This window comes from Aeromonas sp. FDAARGOS 1414, assembly GCF_019047065.1.
In the GTDB taxonomy this organism is placed as follows: domain Bacteria; phylum Pseudomonadota; class Gammaproteobacteria; order Enterobacterales; family Aeromonadaceae; genus Aeromonas; species Aeromonas veronii_A.
In genome coordinates this window covers 2,860,946-2,875,579 of record NZ_CP077210.1, presented here as the reverse complement: position 1 = coordinate 2,875,579, position 14,634 = coordinate 2,860,946, and the positions used below count along the sequence as shown (strand labels likewise).

The window sequence follows — 14,634 nt, the reverse complement described above, 5'->3', positions numbered from 1 at the left end:
GGCAGCAGATTCCACAATCATGACATAGCCACCTATAGGCACCAAGTTTTATGGCCCAGTTTTTCAAGCCCCAAAAGAAGTCCACCCAGCTTCAACGCATTGAATTTACGATAGACACCCTCGATCACCACTGCGTCGGTATCGGTCGCCATCAGGGCAAGGCGATCTTCGTCGAAGGGGCACTGCCCGGCGAGACCGTCAAGGCACGCATCACCGAAGAAAAAAAACAGTATGGTCACGCCGCCTTGCAACAGGTGGTGACCCCGGCGGCCAATCGTATCGCCCCCTTTTGCGGCCACTATCGCGAGTGCGGCGGTTGCAGTGCCCAGCACATGTCGGTTACCGATCAGCAAGCCGCCAAGGCGGCCGGACTGGTCAGCCTGTTCGAGCGGTTGGGCAACATCAAGGCGCCGGCACTGGAGCCGGTACTGACCGGTGAAGATCGTGCCTATCGCCGGGTCTGTCGTCTGGCCATCAAATTTGACAAAAACGGTCGCTGCACCCGGGTCGGTTTCCGCCGTCGCAACAGCAACGATCTGGTGGAGATCGACAGTTGCCCTGTGCTGGCCGAGCCGCTCTCTGCGCTGATTGCCCCGCTGCGTGAGTGCCTCAATCGCCTCAAGAGCCAGCGCGAGCTGGGCCATGCGGAGCTTATCCAGGCCGAGCAGGGGATCATGATGCTGCTGCGTCACACCGGCCGTCCCAATGAGGCGGATCGCGCCCTGCTGGTGGAGTTTGCAAAAACGCAGGGGATCGACCTCTATCTGCAGGCGGCGGATGATCGCATCGAAGCGCTGCAGCAACAATTTTCCCCGTCCTACTCGCTGGATGGCCTGTCTCTTGCATTTGCTCCCGGCGATTTCATTCAGGTCAACGGCCCCATCAACCAGAGCATGGTTGAGCAGGCGCTGACATGGCTCGGGGCGAGCAAGGATGACAAGGTGCTCGATCTCTTCTGCGGTATCGGCAACTTCACCCTGCCGCTGGCCCGTCAGGCTCGCGAAGTGGTGGGTGTGGAAGGTGAACTGGCCATGGTGCAGCGGGCCGAAGAGAACGCCCGTCGCAACGGCATCACCAATGCCCGTTTCTACAAAGCCGACCTGAGCGATGACATCGTCGGCATGTCCTGGGCGCGGGAAGGGTTTGATCTGGTGCTGTTGGATCCGGCTCGCCCAGGCGCGCTGGAAGTGATGGGACACGTCGTGAAACTTTCACCCAAGCGGGTGGTCTACGTCTCCTGTAACCCGGTCACCCTGGCGCGGGACAGTCAGGTGCTGGTGAGAGGGGGTTACCGTCTGGTGCGGCTCGGCATGCTCGACATGTTCCCTCACACCGGTCATCTGGAGTCCATGGCGCTGTTTGAACGGGAGTAAATGACTCATCAGTTCGGCGATGCCGGATAGGTCATCCGGCATGTTCGTTACTCTTTGAGCAGGTGTGTATATGAAGTAATCCTGCTCATCGGTACGGCGATGCGGATGTGTAATCTGGCATGTCTGCGGCTGTTTGAGCTGATGTGATTGGGGTAATCTAGACCCTCGTCGTTCGGCAGGGCCTGTTGGCGCGCTCTATTGTCTTTCTGGACAATATGCCTTGAAAAGTGCGCTGGATATCCCCATTTGAGGCAATCTCATGAGGGGAGAAAGTGACAGCTTTCGGCCCGATAATTTAAAGGATTGATACCATGGTTGCGGTTCGCGATATTCATTTGAAAGACAACTTCACCCTGGAAGAGTGGGTCAGCTCGCTCTCCCTGAGTGACAGTGAAAAGGATCAGCTGCGAACCGTCTACCAGTATTGTCTGACGCTCGGTGACGAGGCGCTGACCAGCAAGCTGCTGGTGCGCGGCATCGAAATGGTGGGCATCCTGCAGATGCTCAGCATGGATATCGGTACCCTCAAGGCCGCCATCATCTACCCCTTCGTCGAAGCCGGTCTCATCAGCCAGGAGCGGATGGACGAGGACTTTGGCTCCAAGATCGCCAAGCTGGTGGAAGGGGTGCTGGAGATGGAGGCCATCCGCTCCCTGCAAACCCTCCATCGCAGCGAAACCTCGCCGGAGCAGGTCGACAACGTGCGTCGCATGTTGCTCGCCATGGTCGAGGATGTGCGCGCCGTGGTGATCAAGCTGGCGGAGCGCATCGCCTGCCTGCGGGAAGCGAAGACGGCAGATGAAGAGACCCGGGTGCTGATGGCCCAGGAGATCACCAACATCTATGCACCGCTCGCCAACCGTCTCGGCATCGGTCAGCTCAAGTGGGAGCTGGAAGATCTCGCCTTCCGTTACCTGCACCCGGATACCTACAAGCAGATCGCCAAGCAGCTCGACGAGAAGCGGCTCGACCGCGAGCGCTACATCCGCGAGTTTGTGCAATCCCTGCGTAATGGGTTGAAAGAGGCGGGAGTTGACGCCGAGGTGTACGGCCGCCCGAAACATATCTACAGCATCTGGCGCAAGATGCAGAAGAAGCACCTCGAATTCAACGAGTTGTTCGACGTGCGCGCGGTGCGGGTAGTGACCAAGCGGCTGCAGGATTGCTATGCGGCGCTCGGTATCGTGCATACCCAGTTCCACCACATTCCTCGCGAGTTTGACGACTATGTCGCCAACCCCAAACCGAACGGCTATCAGTCGATCCACACCGTAGTGGTGGGGCCGGAGGGCAAGACCGTCGAGATCCAGATCCGTACCGACCAGATGCATCAGGATGCCGAACTCGGCGTCGCGGCGCACTGGCGCTACAAGGAAGGGGCGCAGGCTGGCGGCAAGGCCAACACCTTCGAAGACAAGATCGAGTGGCTGCGCAAGCTGCTCGCCTGGCAGGAAGATCTCTCCGAGAGCGGCTCGCTGCTCGAAGATCTGCGCAGTCAGGTGTTCGAGGACCGGGTCTACGTCTTCACCCCGAAAGGGGATGTGATCGACCTGCCAGCTGGCGCCACCCCGCTCGATTTTGCCTATCACGTCCACAGCATGATCGGTCACCGCTGCATCGGCGCCAAGATTGACGGCCGCATCGTGCCGTTTACCTACGCGCTGCAGACCGGCGATCAGGTGGAGGTGATCACCCAGAAAGAGCCGAACCCGAGCCGCGACTGGATGAACCCCAACGCCGGCTTCCTGCGCTCCAGCCGGGCGCGGGCCAAGGTAGCAACCTGGTTCAGAAAGCTGGATCGGGACAAGAATATCGTGGCCGGTCGCGAGCTGTTCGAGAAGGAGCTGGATCGCCACAACCTCAGCATGTCCAAGATCGACAAGGGCAACATGCTGCGCCGCTTCAATCTGGAGAGCACCGACGATCTGCTGGCCGGTATCGGCAGCGGCGATATCCGCATCAACCAGGTGCTCAATTATCTCGACACCTGCTACAACAAGCCGACGGCGGAAGAGGAAGATCGCCGATTGCTGGAGAAGCTGGAGCAGAAGGCCAATGCGCCGATGCGCCACAAGCCCAAAGACCACATAGTGGTGGAAGGGGTTGGCAACCTGATGACCCATATCGCCCGCTGCTGCCAGCCCATTCCGGGGGACTCCATTCAGGGCTTTATCACCATGGGGCGTGGCGTTTCGATCCACCGGGAAGATTGCGAGCAGTTGAAAGAGCTTTCCCGTCGCAACCCGGAGCGGCTGATCGATGCGGTGTGGGGGGAGAACTACTCCGGCGGCTACGGCCTCACCATCCGGATCATCTCCAACGATCGTTCCGGCCTGCTGCGCGATATCACTACCGTGCTGGCCAACGAGAAGATCAATGTGATGGGGGTGCGCTCGCGCTCCAACGTGCGCGAGCAAACCGCCGAGATCGACATGGAGCTGGAGATTTACAACATCAACGCCTTCAACCGGGCGTTGGCCAAGCTCAGTCAGCTTAACGACGTGATCAGCGCCAAGCGGCTTTGATATCGAACCGACCGGCCCCAGTGGCCGGTCTGTATTTATGACCCTTTTTGAGCGAATATCCCATGTCCCAACGTTATGACCTCTCTCAATTGCTCGATATCATGGCTCGCCTGCGCGATCCGCAAAACGGCTGCCCCTGGGATCTGAAACAGGACTTCCAGACCATAGTGCCGCACACCCTGGAAGAGGCCTACGAGGTGGCCGATGCCATCGAGACCGAAGATTGGCAGGGGCTGAAAGGGGAGCTGGGCGACCTGCTGTTTCAGGTGGTGTTTTACGCCCAGCTGGGTAAGGAGCGTGGGCTGTTCGACTTTGCCGATATCGTCGATACGGTGAGCGAAAAGCTCATTCGCCGTCACCCCCACGTTTTTTCCGATGCAGATCTCTCCAACGAGCAGGCGGTAAAAGCGAACTGGGAGGCGGAAAAAGCCAAGGAGCGGGCGGCCCTCGACAAAGAGAGCGTGCTGGACGATATCCCGCTCTCGCTGCCGGCCCTGACCCGCGCCGCCAAAATTCAGAAACGCTGCGCCACCGTCGGTTTTGACTGGAAGACGTTGGGGCCTGTGGTGGACAAGATCCACGAAGAGATCGACGAGGTGATGGAAGAGGCATTGATGGCCGATGTGGACGAGGCGCGGGTGAGCGACGAGCTCGGCGACCTGCTGTTTGCCACCGTCAATCTGGTGCGTCATTTAGGCAAGGATCCGGAGCAGGTGCTGCGCGGTGCCAACGCCAAGTTCGAACGTCGTTTTCGTCAGGTTGAGCAGATAATCGCCGCAGAAGGCTTGAAAATGACCGATTGCACCCTCGAAAAGCTCGATGCCGCCTGGGATAAGGCGAAGGAAACCGAGCAAAGTTGATTTGGCGCAAGATGGGGGGGCGGTGAGCCTGATAGATTTTTGCTCATTGTTTGGGAGAGGGGTTTTTGGTATACTGTTTCCCCGTCCTGCTTCATCCCCGAAGCACCCCTTAAAATTCCCTAAACTTCTTTCAGGTTCAGCATGACGACCAAATATATTTTTGTTACTGGTGGCGTTGTTTCATCCCTCGGCAAAGGCATTGCCGCAGCTTCTCTGGCAGCCATTCTGGAAGCCCGTGGTCTGGATGTGACCATCATGAAACTGGACCCGTACATCAACGTGGATCCGGGCACCATGAGCCCGACCCAGCATGGTGAAGTGTTCGTAACCGAGGACGGGGCCGAAACCGATCTGGATTTGGGCCACTACGAGCGTTTCATCCGCACCAAGATGACCCGTCGCAACAACTTTACCACCGGCCGTATCTACGCCGACGTACTGCGTAAAGAGCGTCGTGGTGACTATCTGGGCGCCACCATTCAGGTTATCCCGCACATCACCAACGCCATCAAAGAGCGGGTGATTGCCGGTGCCGAAGGCCATCAGGTTGCCATCGTCGAAGTGGGCGGTACCGTAGGTGACATCGAGTCCCTGCCGTTCCTCGAAGCCATTCGTCAGCTGGCTGCCGAAGTGGGCCGCAACAACGCAATGTTCATGCACCTGACGCTGGTTCCTTACCTGGCTGCGGCCGGTGAAGTGAAGACCAAGCCGACCCAGCACTCCGTCAAAGAGCTGCTCTCCATCGGTATCCAGCCGGATGTGCTGATCTGCCGCTCCGACCGTGCCATTCCGGCCAACGAGCGCGCCAAGATTGCCCTGTTCTGCAACGTGCCCGAGCGCGCCGTCATCTCCATGAAAGACGTCGACTCCATCTACAAGATCCCGGCACTGCTGAAATCCCAGAACCTGGACTCCTACTTCACCGAGCGTTTCGGTCTGGAGTGCAAAGAGGCTGACTTGTCCGAGTGGGAACAGGTTATCTACGAAGAGGCCAACCCGACTGGTGAAGTGACCATCGGTATGGTCGGCAAGTACGTCTCCCTGCCGGACGCCTACAAGTCCGTCAACGAGGCGCTCAAGCACGGTGGTCTGAAGACCCGTCACTCCGTCAACATCAAGTACATCGACTCTCAGGATATCGAGACCCGTGGCGCCGAGCTGCTGGAAGGTTTGGACGCGATCCTGGTGCCGGGTGGCTTCGGTGAGCGTGGTGTGGAAGGCAAAATTCTGGCTGCCCAGTATGCCCGCGAGAACAAGATCCCCTACCTGGGTATCTGCCTCGGCATGCAGGTTGCCATGATCGAATTCGCTCGCAACGTCGCGGGTATGGAAGGGGCTCACTCCTCCGAGTTCAAGAAAGATTGCGCGTACCCGGTCGTCGGCCTCATCACCGAGTGGGTGGATGAAGAGGGCAACGTCGAGACCCGTACCGAGAAGTCTGATCTGGGCGGTACCATGCGTCTGGGTTCCCAGCTCTGCCACCTGGTCGAAGATTCCAAGGTGCGTCAGATGTACGGCAGCCCGACCATTTACGAGCGTCACCGTCACCGTTACGAAGTCAACAACAAGCTGCTGCCGCAGATTGAAGCGGCAGGTCTGAAAGTGACCGGTCTCTCCGCCGACAAGAAGTTGGTGGAAATCATCGAGATCCCGGATCACCCCTGGTTCGTGGCTGCGCAGTTCCACCCGGAGTTCACCTCTACTCCTCGTGATGGCCACGCTCTGTTCGCCGGTTTTGTGAAGGCGGCAGGCGAGTATCAGAAGCGTAATTTGAAGTAATTGAAAATAAATGCGGTTGGGGCACTGTGCCACAGCCGCTTTTTTTGGCATATTTTTGTTGTTTTTTTACGAAACCTGAGGAAATACACATGTCCAAGATCGTTAAAGTGATCGGTCGTGAAATCATCGACTCCCGTGGTAACCCGACCGTTGAGGCCGAAGTTCACCTGGAAGGTGGTTTTGTTGGTATGGCAGCCGCTCCGTCTGGCGCGTCCACCGGTTCCCGCGAAGCGCTGGAACTGCGTGACGGCGACAAGAGCCGTTTCCTGGGTAAAGGCGTGCTGAAAGCCATCGAAGCCGTAAACGGCCCGATCGCTCAAGCTCTGCTGGGTAAAGATGCCAAGGACCAGGCCACCGTTGACCAGATCATGATCGACCTCGACGGTACCGAGAACAAATCCAAGTTCGGCGCCAACGCCATCCTGGCTGTTTCCCTGGCTAACGCCAAAGCTGCCGCTGCTGCCAAAGGCATGCCGCTGTACGCCCACATCGCCGAGCTGAACGGCACCCCGGGTGTTTACTCCATGCCGCTGCCGATGATGAACATCATCAACGGTGGTGAGCACGCCGACAACAACGTCGACATCCAGGAGTTCATGATCCAGCCGGTTGGCGCCAAGACCCTGAAAGAAGCCGTTCGCATGGGCGCAGAAGTGTTCCACAACCTGGCCAAAGTGCTGAAGTCCAAGGGCTACAACACTGCAGTTGGTGACGAAGGTGGTTTCGCTCCGAACCTGAAATCCAACGCCGAAGCGCTGGAAGTTATCGCTGAAGCCGTTGCCGCTGCCGGTTACAAACTGGGCACCGACATCACCCTGGCTATGGACTGCGCTGCTTCCGAGTTCTACGACGCAGAGAAGAAAGAGTACAACCTGAAAGGCGAAGGCCGTGTCTTCACCTCCAACGGTTTCTCCGACTTCCTGGCTGACCTGACCACCAAGTTCCCGATCGTCTCCATCGAAGATGGCCTGGACGAATCTGACTGGGAAGGTTTCGCCTACCAGACTGCTGAACTGGGCAAGAAAATCCAGATCGTTGGTGACGACCTGTTCGTAACCAACACCAAGATCCTGAAGCGCGGTATCGACAACGGCATCGCCAACTCCATCCTGATCAAGTTCAACCAGATCGGTTCCCTGACCGAAACTCTGGCTGCCATCAAGATGGCCAAAGACGCTGGCTACACTGCTGTCATCTCCCACCGCTCCGGTGAGACCGAAGACGCGACCATCGCCGACCTGGCTGTTGGTACCGCTGCTGGCCAGATCAAGACCGGTTCCATGAGCCGTTCTGACCGTGTTGCCAAGTACAACCAGCTGATCCGTATCGAAGAAGCTCTGGGTGCCAAAGCTCCTTTCCGCGGTCTGAAAGAAGTTAAAAACCAGGCTTAATTTGCTGGTTTGCCAGCCTCGGCTGGAATGAAAAAAACCGGAACCCTTGGGTTCCGGTTTTTTTATGCCTGATCCTTGCCACAACGCCCTGAGAGGCGAGGACGTTGTGGCTCTGGTCTTCGGGTCAGACAAAGGGCAGCATGCGCTGATAGCGCCCTGCATGCGCCTTGAAGCCTAGCTTTTCAAACAGGGCGATAGAACGGACGTTATCTGCATCGATATCTGCGGTGAGGCAGGTGACTCCCAGTGTGCTGGCGTGGGCGAACAGCAATCCCAGCGCTTCCGACATAAACCCTCTGCGCCAATAGGCCGCATTGAGCAGGCAACCTACCTCGCAGCAGCGACCCGTCTCGCTGAAACTGTGCAGGCCGCAGGTACCGATCACCTTGTTGCCCTCCCGCTCGACAATCGCCCACTCCAGCGACTCCCCCGTTTGCTCCAGCCGCACCACGCTCGCCATCATCTGCGCCACCATGGCGGGAGAGGTAAAGCAGGGATCAGAGGCAAATTCCATGGTCAGCGGATTGCCATAAATCTCGAACAGATCGGCAGTATCGTGCGGGCCAATGGTGCGCAGCACAATCCGAGTGCCGGTTAAGTCGGGCTTCATAAATCTCCTTGGGGAGTGTTACGCCAGCAAAGATACAGGTAAAAAATGAGACAGCGTGAAAGTTGGTCTCTAAAGGCAATTGGTGCTATCAAGAAATATTGTGACCGCGAACGTCCGATTACGTTTCACTAATCGAACCTATGGGCTAAAGCTGAAATTAAACGAAATTTACCAAGCGTTGCGAATCCTTCTTAAATACTTTGTTAGACATTTTTTGCCATGACACAATAATCATAATACGCGTCTGTATGATGCCATTTCATTCCTTGCATTGGACCATTTTCAACCATTGATGCAGATACACTTTGTACAAAAAAGTTTCTGTAGATCAACTCGACAGCTTCGTTGTATCGAGGGTGAAACTGTTTTTCACCATCTTGTATAACTTTCAGTTCCAAGTAATCCTTTCCTGCATCAATACTCTCGTACAGTTCCATGAAAGCAAGAAGTGTTAGATTGCTTACTTGATTAAATGCTCTCATAACTGGAATCAAAAAATCCGGATCGTTCCAATGATCTTTGTAAATTAGAGCTAATGCTTTGACACCCAATTGAGAGTGAGTTTGACGTACTGTTTCAAGAGTAGCGTAAAAGCAGTTCGAATAGTCTTCGTTCACAGAAATTTTATTTATTAATTCTTCATCTACTTCAGCTTTGTTGCAAAAACTTTCAAACCTTTTATTGAGGTAATCATTATAAAAACTCTGTGCAAACTTACCTAGCAGACCAACTCCCGGAACACCTGCATCAGAAAGCTCATTGCTAATATTCGCTACTTCCATGCCCCAATCAATAGCTTTACTCAATCATGACTCCTTAAAATGTCTAACGCCTGCCTAAGGGGCTGGCAACGCATAACGCTAAACTCAAACATAACAACCGTAACCACCGCGACTTAATAGGACTGGAAAAGCCACGCGTTGACAGTCCCATTGAGGAGTTTGTTTGGCATATTTATTGAATTTTGTTGGTTTATGGGTAGGAACACATATCTTCAAATTTCGCATCTTCGCCTACAGTGCATATTGCTATTATGTTGTCTTGTTTTTCCCAAGTAAATTTACAGTTAGCCATTCCTGTTCCTGCACAAGCCAACATTTCCGGCCTACCTTCACAACGCGAGTCACCTTTAAGACAAGTATCTGCTTCGTTGCTAGTATAAGGCTTCCAGCCAGCCTTTATCATTTTCTCTCGGACATTTGAATAACTTTCATGTTCTGTAAGCTTAGGAATATCTGAGTATTGTGAATAAGAGACCTGTGGAACACCTATTAATATAGCGAAAAAAATAAATAATGTTCTGATTTTCATTAATATATCCTGTTTTAGAATTTGATTTGCCTAACGCAAAATTAAGGTGTGATGTGTATTTGCCATTCTGTGAAAGAAGCGAAACCAGAACGTAAGGAATCATTCTTAAATATTTTGTTGTATTTTGGCTTCGTAGTTCTCTTTAACAACTGTCAATATGTACGCTAGATACTTGGAAAGTACTTTATCCCATTCTGAAATCAAAGTTGAAGCATCCGTATCATGAGATAGAAATCCGCTTTCATGATTGGCAGAGTAACCTTTCAGCTTACTTTGCAGAAGAGAATGACGGTCTAAAATAAAGCTATGTTCTTTGAGCTGTCTACCACCTCGATTTGCGCTATGAGCAGCAAAACTGTTTCGAATATCAAAGACTAAACAATCCTGGATTTCGCTTAAGTCAAACTCTATAGCCATTTTTCTGAGAATAACTAGCATAGCTTGCTGTTGCATATAAATAGCATTAAGAACTCCATAGAAGTACAAATACAACTCGCCAAACGATAGTGACTGATTTCGTTCTAAGAACGAATGTTTGGCTAATTGGGTGTCTTCTAATAGGTAAAAACTGTCAATGATTGAGTTGTAGGCATCACTCGTAGCTACAGATACGATGGGATAAAGCTCATCATCATTGTCAACATTACAAGAATGGTCAGAGATAATTCTACGAGTTAAATCAATTATGTCATCAATATCCAAACGCTGAGCTCCAAAAACAATATAGCAGTAATCATATGGAAGGCGACACTAATCCGTTAGCAGAGCACTATATAACTCTGTAACATCTTCATCGCCGCCAAGCAAAAGTCATCATTAAATAATAATATTACCAACTCACTTCTGGTATCGGAGCGTATTAGCTTGACTTACTTTTTGCGCCATATATTGCCCCTGTGTTAAAAGTGCATGGGCTCCTCATGGAAAGCACCGCCAAATCACGCCTGTGTGAGCAGGTCAGAAATAAAAATGAGGTCGTCACCATTTTCAGTGGGTCGAAGGCAACTCTCGCTTATCCATTCCATCCGGCATGGCTACCGCCCCTGAATTTCAGCTTCCAGTCTGCTGCGTTTCACCAACGGGATGGGGTTGGCATGGCTCATGGGAGACTCCGACGAGGCAATTGTTGCCAAATGGCAATATTAACCATGGCGCTGTGGAGAGAAAGCTCAACATTGAGATTTTCTGTGCAAGATCAATAAATTAATCAAATGTCACCCGCGATTGATGACGCGCCGAGATAGCGTGAACAACCATTCTTGAACTATCACCATAGAATATTCATGGTCATATCTGGCTTGAACCAGCATAAAACTCTTTGTTATTGTCCATATCCCCCGCTGAAATAGCTTATTTATCTATAAATCAACAAGATAGCATTATGTGGTGGCGTCGCGGGGGCATCTGCTATCGGGAAGGAGAGTTATGAAGTCGCAGTTCAAAGTGGCGCTGGCCATGTTGGCCCTGTTCGTCGTCCAAGGCTGCACAGCCCCGGATTCATCCACCAAGCGCAATGCACCCGGCCCGGTGCTGACAGTGCATTACGAAAGTGCCCCCCTGATCCCCGTCACCATCGCAGGTGAGCAGTACCAGTTTTTGCTCGATACCGGGGCCAGTATCACCTTTATCGATCGTCGTCTGGCCAGCCGCTTCAAGGCGCTGACCTTAAGCGAATTGCCCAGGGCCTATCAGGCTGATTTTGCCACTGTGAACAGCGTTTCGAGCCAACTGGGCAGCGAGCAGCTTGGTTTTGTTGAGCCGCAGCCCTTCTCGGTGGGGTCGGTCACCATTGATGACAGCGAGCTATGGGCAACTATTGATTTCGATCTCTTCTCCCAGTCTCTCGGCAGCCGTATCGATGGCATCCTCGGGATCGACACCATCCGCCGTTTCAACTGGGTGTTTGATCGCGACAAGCATCAGCTCATAGCTTCGCTGACGGCACCGTCGGCAGCCACCTTCGAGCGTTGCATCGGCTATGAAGACAGCTACAACCGCTCCCCGGCCGTGTATCTGACCCACGGCGAGAGCAGCGTGCGCATGTATCTGGATACCGGGGCTGATCAGAGCTATGCCGACCATGCCTTTATCGACTTTATGGCCAGCCAGAAGGCGATCTTTGGCGAAGATGCCACGCCACGCAAAGGGGTGGATGCCAGCGGTATGGTGGAGGGGCGTGAACATATCCTCACCGGTCTGCACTTTGATGAGCGCCAGCTCGGTGAGCTGCGCGTGTCGGAAAACAGCAATGAGCAGTATGGTCTGGGGCTGGATTTTGTTAACCGCTTCAATCGCTTTGCGATCATGCCCGGGCGGATGATGATCTGCTACGACGCTGACAGCCTGGCGCGCAAAGTGCCGCCAACCCTGCGCAATATCGGAGTGCGTTTTGATGGCGAGCATCTGCAGGTCTACTACAGCGACGAACGGGATCTTGCCCCCTATGGTCTGGTCAACGGCGACATTCTGGAACAGATCAACGGGGTGGCTTATCGTCCCCTCGATATCGACAAGGTGCGTGAACTGCTCAGCACCAGCAAGCCGGGGTCGCTCAAGTTGCGGATTGTGCGGGAAGGAAAACCGCTGGATATCGCTATCTAGTCAAGGTGGGGCGGCAAGACGAGCCGCCCCTATGAGCCTCAGCCCTTGGTTGGATTTTCCATGCAGGTGAGGGTTGGCTGGCCGTAACGCTCCAGCGTGGCGTCGTCCCCTTTGGTGAAGAAGGTGAGGTTTTGCCCTTCATAACGGGCGCCGCTGGCGCTGGGGGCTTCATAGGCGAGCACTTGTTGCTGCTTGTCACCCTCGCTCAGGTTGATCACCGCTGCGGGCAGCTTGGCATCGTTATAGAAGTAGGTAGAGAGAGTGACGTTCTTGCCGCACTTGTAGTTGACCGGTGCCGGCACCATCAGCTGGCCGCCGCTGATCTGCAGTTCGGTGATCCGCAGCAGGTAGTTATCCTCCACACACTGGCGCAGATCTTGCCCCTTCCAGCAGTCGTTACGCCCCTTGATCCAGCCGCGCTGCATGGCGCGCTCGGTCTTGAGCTGCTCAGGAGAGAGCGCAGCAATCGCCTTGGGGTAGAGGGCCGCCAGTTCGTTATCAAGGGCGGCCAGTCCGGCATCCTTGCAGATCAGGGTTTCGACCGACCCGGAGGCTTTGGTGCAGTCAAAGGAAGGGGCTGCGGCGCTGGCCAGTAGAGGGGCAAACAGCAGGGTGGCAAACAAGGTCTTGTTCATCGATAGATTCCAGCAATGAGAGGGCATATCTGCCTACTACAGCACACTCTACAGGGCAATGCAGCAGGGGAGCCGAGCGTACTTGCGCTGCTGAATGGCTGCCAAACGGAAAAACCCGACACTCCTCGCCGGAATGTCGGGTTTTTTGTGGCCGCGATAAAGGGGGAGGCGGGTTGCCCGGTTGATCAGGCCAGCGCCAGTTGCTGACTGCGGGCGCGCCACAGCCGCTCGTGGAAGAAGAACACCACGGTGTTGATGGCCGGTTCGATCATCGCCATCACGCCGCCGGTGAGCAGCTCGCCGCTCAGCAGGAAGGCCACCCCGAAGGCCACCGAGAAGTGGACCACCGCGAAGCTGCTGGTCTTGGCCTGCAGGCTGTGATTTGGCTTGAGCTTGTGCCAGCCAAGGTCATGAAAGTAGAAGGCGACCGTGTTGACGGCGGGCTCGATCAGGGCGATCAGGCTGGCGGTCAGCAGCTCACCGGTCAGCAGGTAGGCCACGGTAAAGGCGACACCGAAGTGCAGGATGGCAAAGCTGATGGTCTTTTTCATGATGGCGGCTCCCTCTGTTGATGATGAGAGTATCCGCCGAAATGAGATTAAATGAAAACTATTCTCATCTATTGCCAGAATAGAGAGAACCTATCAACGGGCGAGTGGCCGGTGTGGTTCAGCGGTTGCCAATCGCAACCAAGGCGATAAAGTACAGCTTCTTCACACTTGCCCATGAAAAAGGATCTTTCATGAATATCAATGCCACCCTGCTTGGCCAGTTCATTGCGTTGCTGATGGTCATCGTCGGCGTCATCGCCTGGCGACTGGCGCGCCGCAAGAGCGAGCATCCGGCGCTGATCACCCTGATCTGCTCCCTGCTCTGTCTGTTTCCGCCCTTTGGCCTGCTGGCCCTGTTGCTGGTTGCGCTGAAACAGGATCTGCCCGCCCGTTCATAGGGCGCGCTGGTTCAGGCTGCCGCATACACCGGCTGCACCAATAGCAAAAGCCCCGTGATGGGGCTTTTGCTTTTTAACTCGGTGAGCAGAAGACCTTGGACACCCATCTTTTGGGTTCATCTTTTGGGTTCATCTTTTGGGTTAGGGCTATGCAACGCCTTGCTCAAAAAGGTGGGTGTCCCAGATTTTTCACACTTGCCCATGAAAAAGGATCTTTCATGAATATCAATGCCACCCTGCTTGGCCAGTTCATTGCGTTGCTGATGGTCATCGTCGGCGTCATCGCCTGGCGACTGGCGCGCCGCAAGAGCGAGCATCCGGCGCTGGTCACCCTTATCTGCTCCCTACTCTGTCTGTTTCCGCCCTTTGGCCCGCTGGCCCTGTTGCTGGTTGCGCTGAAACAGGATCTGCCCGCCCGCTCATAGGGCGTGCTGGTTCAGGCTGCTGCACACACCGGCCGCACCAATAGCAAAAGCCCCGTGATGGGGCTTTTGCTTTTTAACTCGGTGAGCGCCGTAGGGGCGGGAGAAGACCTTGGACACCCATCTTTTGGGTTCGGGGTATGCTACGCCTTGCTCAAAAAGGTGGGTGTCCCAGATT

The 14,634-nt window shown here is 54.6% G+C and carries 14 protein-coding genes; 8 read left to right on the top strand and 6 right to left on the bottom strand.

Going from position 1 to position 14,634, the window contains the following annotated elements:
* The first annotated feature begins 50 nt into the window (after positions 1-50).
* The 5 genes from rlmD to eno all read left to right on the top strand — a co-directional run bounded on the left by rlmD (position 51) and on the right by eno (position 7,928).
* Positions 51-1,373 carry a 23S rRNA (uracil(1939)-C(5))-methyltransferase RlmD gene (gene rlmD / locus I6L44_RS12780; RefSeq protein WP_216952022.1) on the top strand — a complete coding sequence of 441 codons (1,323 nt, stop codon included), beginning with the start codon at positions 51-53 and terminating at the stop codon, positions 1,371-1,373.
* Between the two features lie 311 nt (positions 1,374-1,684).
* Positions 1,685-3,898 (top strand): GTP diphosphokinase, encoded by a 2,214-nt coding sequence (gene relA / locus I6L44_RS12775; RefSeq protein WP_005335588.1) that lies wholly within the window; start codon positions 1,685-1,687, stop codon positions 3,896-3,898.
* A 62-nt stretch (positions 3,899-3,960) separates the two neighbouring features.
* Positions 3,961-4,758, top strand: coding sequence for a nucleoside triphosphate pyrophosphohydrolase (gene mazG, locus I6L44_RS12770; protein ID WP_216952021.1), 798 nt, complete (start codon positions 3,961-3,963; stop codon positions 4,756-4,758).
* 141 nt (positions 4,759-4,899) lie between these two features.
* Positions 4,900-6,537 (top strand): glutamine hydrolyzing CTP synthase, encoded by a 1,638-nt coding sequence (gene pyrG / locus I6L44_RS12765; protein ID WP_005335584.1) that lies wholly within the window; start codon positions 4,900-4,902, stop codon positions 6,535-6,537.
* 89 nt (positions 6,538-6,626) lie between these two features.
* A complete protein-coding gene (gene eno, locus I6L44_RS12760; protein WP_005335583.1) occupies positions 6,627-7,928 on the top strand; it encodes a phosphopyruvate hydratase in 1,302 nt (433 codons plus the stop codon).
* Positions 7,929-8,052: 124 nt separating this feature from the next.
* On the opposite strand, the gene I6L44_RS12755 is transcribed toward eno, so the two are convergent.
* The 4 genes from I6L44_RS12755 to I6L44_RS12740 all read right to left on the bottom strand — a co-directional run bounded on the left by I6L44_RS12755 (position 8,053) and on the right by I6L44_RS12740 (position 10,551).
* Positions 8,053-8,538, bottom strand: coding sequence for a GNAT family N-acetyltransferase (locus I6L44_RS12755; protein WP_216952020.1), 486 nt, complete (start codon positions 8,536-8,538; stop codon positions 8,053-8,055).
* Positions 8,539-8,741: 203 nt separating this feature from the next.
* On the bottom strand, positions 8,742-9,344 hold the full coding sequence (locus tag I6L44_RS12750; RefSeq protein WP_216952019.1) for a hypothetical protein: 603 nt from the start codon (positions 9,342-9,344) through the stop codon (positions 8,742-8,744).
* Between the two features lie 166 nt (positions 9,345-9,510).
* Positions 9,511-9,849 carry a hypothetical protein gene (locus I6L44_RS12745; RefSeq protein ID WP_152564640.1) on the bottom strand — a complete coding sequence of 113 codons (339 nt, stop codon included), beginning with the start codon at positions 9,847-9,849 and terminating at the stop codon, positions 9,511-9,513.
* A gap of 105 nt (positions 9,850-9,954) precedes the next feature.
* On the bottom strand, positions 9,955-10,551 hold the full coding sequence (locus tag I6L44_RS12740) for a hypothetical protein (RefSeq protein WP_216952018.1): 597 nt from the start codon (positions 10,549-10,551) through the stop codon (positions 9,955-9,957).
* Positions 10,552-11,274: 723 nt separating this feature from the next.
* On the opposite strand from I6L44_RS12740, the gene I6L44_RS12735 reads away from it, so the two are divergent.
* Positions 11,275-12,450, top strand: coding sequence for a retropepsin-like aspartic protease (locus I6L44_RS12735; RefSeq protein WP_216952017.1), 1,176 nt, complete (start codon positions 11,275-11,277; stop codon positions 12,448-12,450).
* Between the two features lie 38 nt (positions 12,451-12,488).
* On the opposite strand, the gene I6L44_RS12730 is transcribed toward I6L44_RS12735, so the two are convergent.
* Both I6L44_RS12730 and I6L44_RS12725 read right to left on the bottom strand, forming a co-directional pair.
* Positions 12,489-13,085, bottom strand: a complete 597-nt coding sequence (locus I6L44_RS12730) for an MliC family protein (RefSeq protein WP_216952016.1) — start codon at positions 13,083-13,085, stop codon at positions 12,489-12,491.
* Between the two features lie 185 nt (positions 13,086-13,270).
* On the bottom strand, positions 13,271-13,636 hold the full coding sequence (locus tag I6L44_RS12725; RefSeq protein WP_042084552.1) for a DUF2061 domain-containing protein: 366 nt from the start codon (positions 13,634-13,636) through the stop codon (positions 13,271-13,273).
* 191 nt (positions 13,637-13,827) lie between these two features.
* Between I6L44_RS12725 and I6L44_RS12720 the strand changes: the two genes are divergently transcribed.
* Both I6L44_RS12720 and I6L44_RS12715 read left to right on the top strand, forming a co-directional pair.
* Positions 13,828-14,034: a hypothetical protein gene (locus I6L44_RS12720; RefSeq protein ID WP_005354562.1), complete on the top strand. Its 207-nt coding sequence runs from the start codon at positions 13,828-13,830 to the stop codon at positions 14,032-14,034.
* A gap of 218 nt (positions 14,035-14,252) precedes the next feature.
* Positions 14,253-14,459 carry a hypothetical protein gene (locus I6L44_RS12715; protein ID WP_201995637.1) on the top strand — a complete coding sequence of 69 codons (207 nt, stop codon included), beginning with the start codon at positions 14,253-14,255 and terminating at the stop codon, positions 14,457-14,459.
* Positions 14,460-14,634 lie beyond the last annotated feature (175 nt).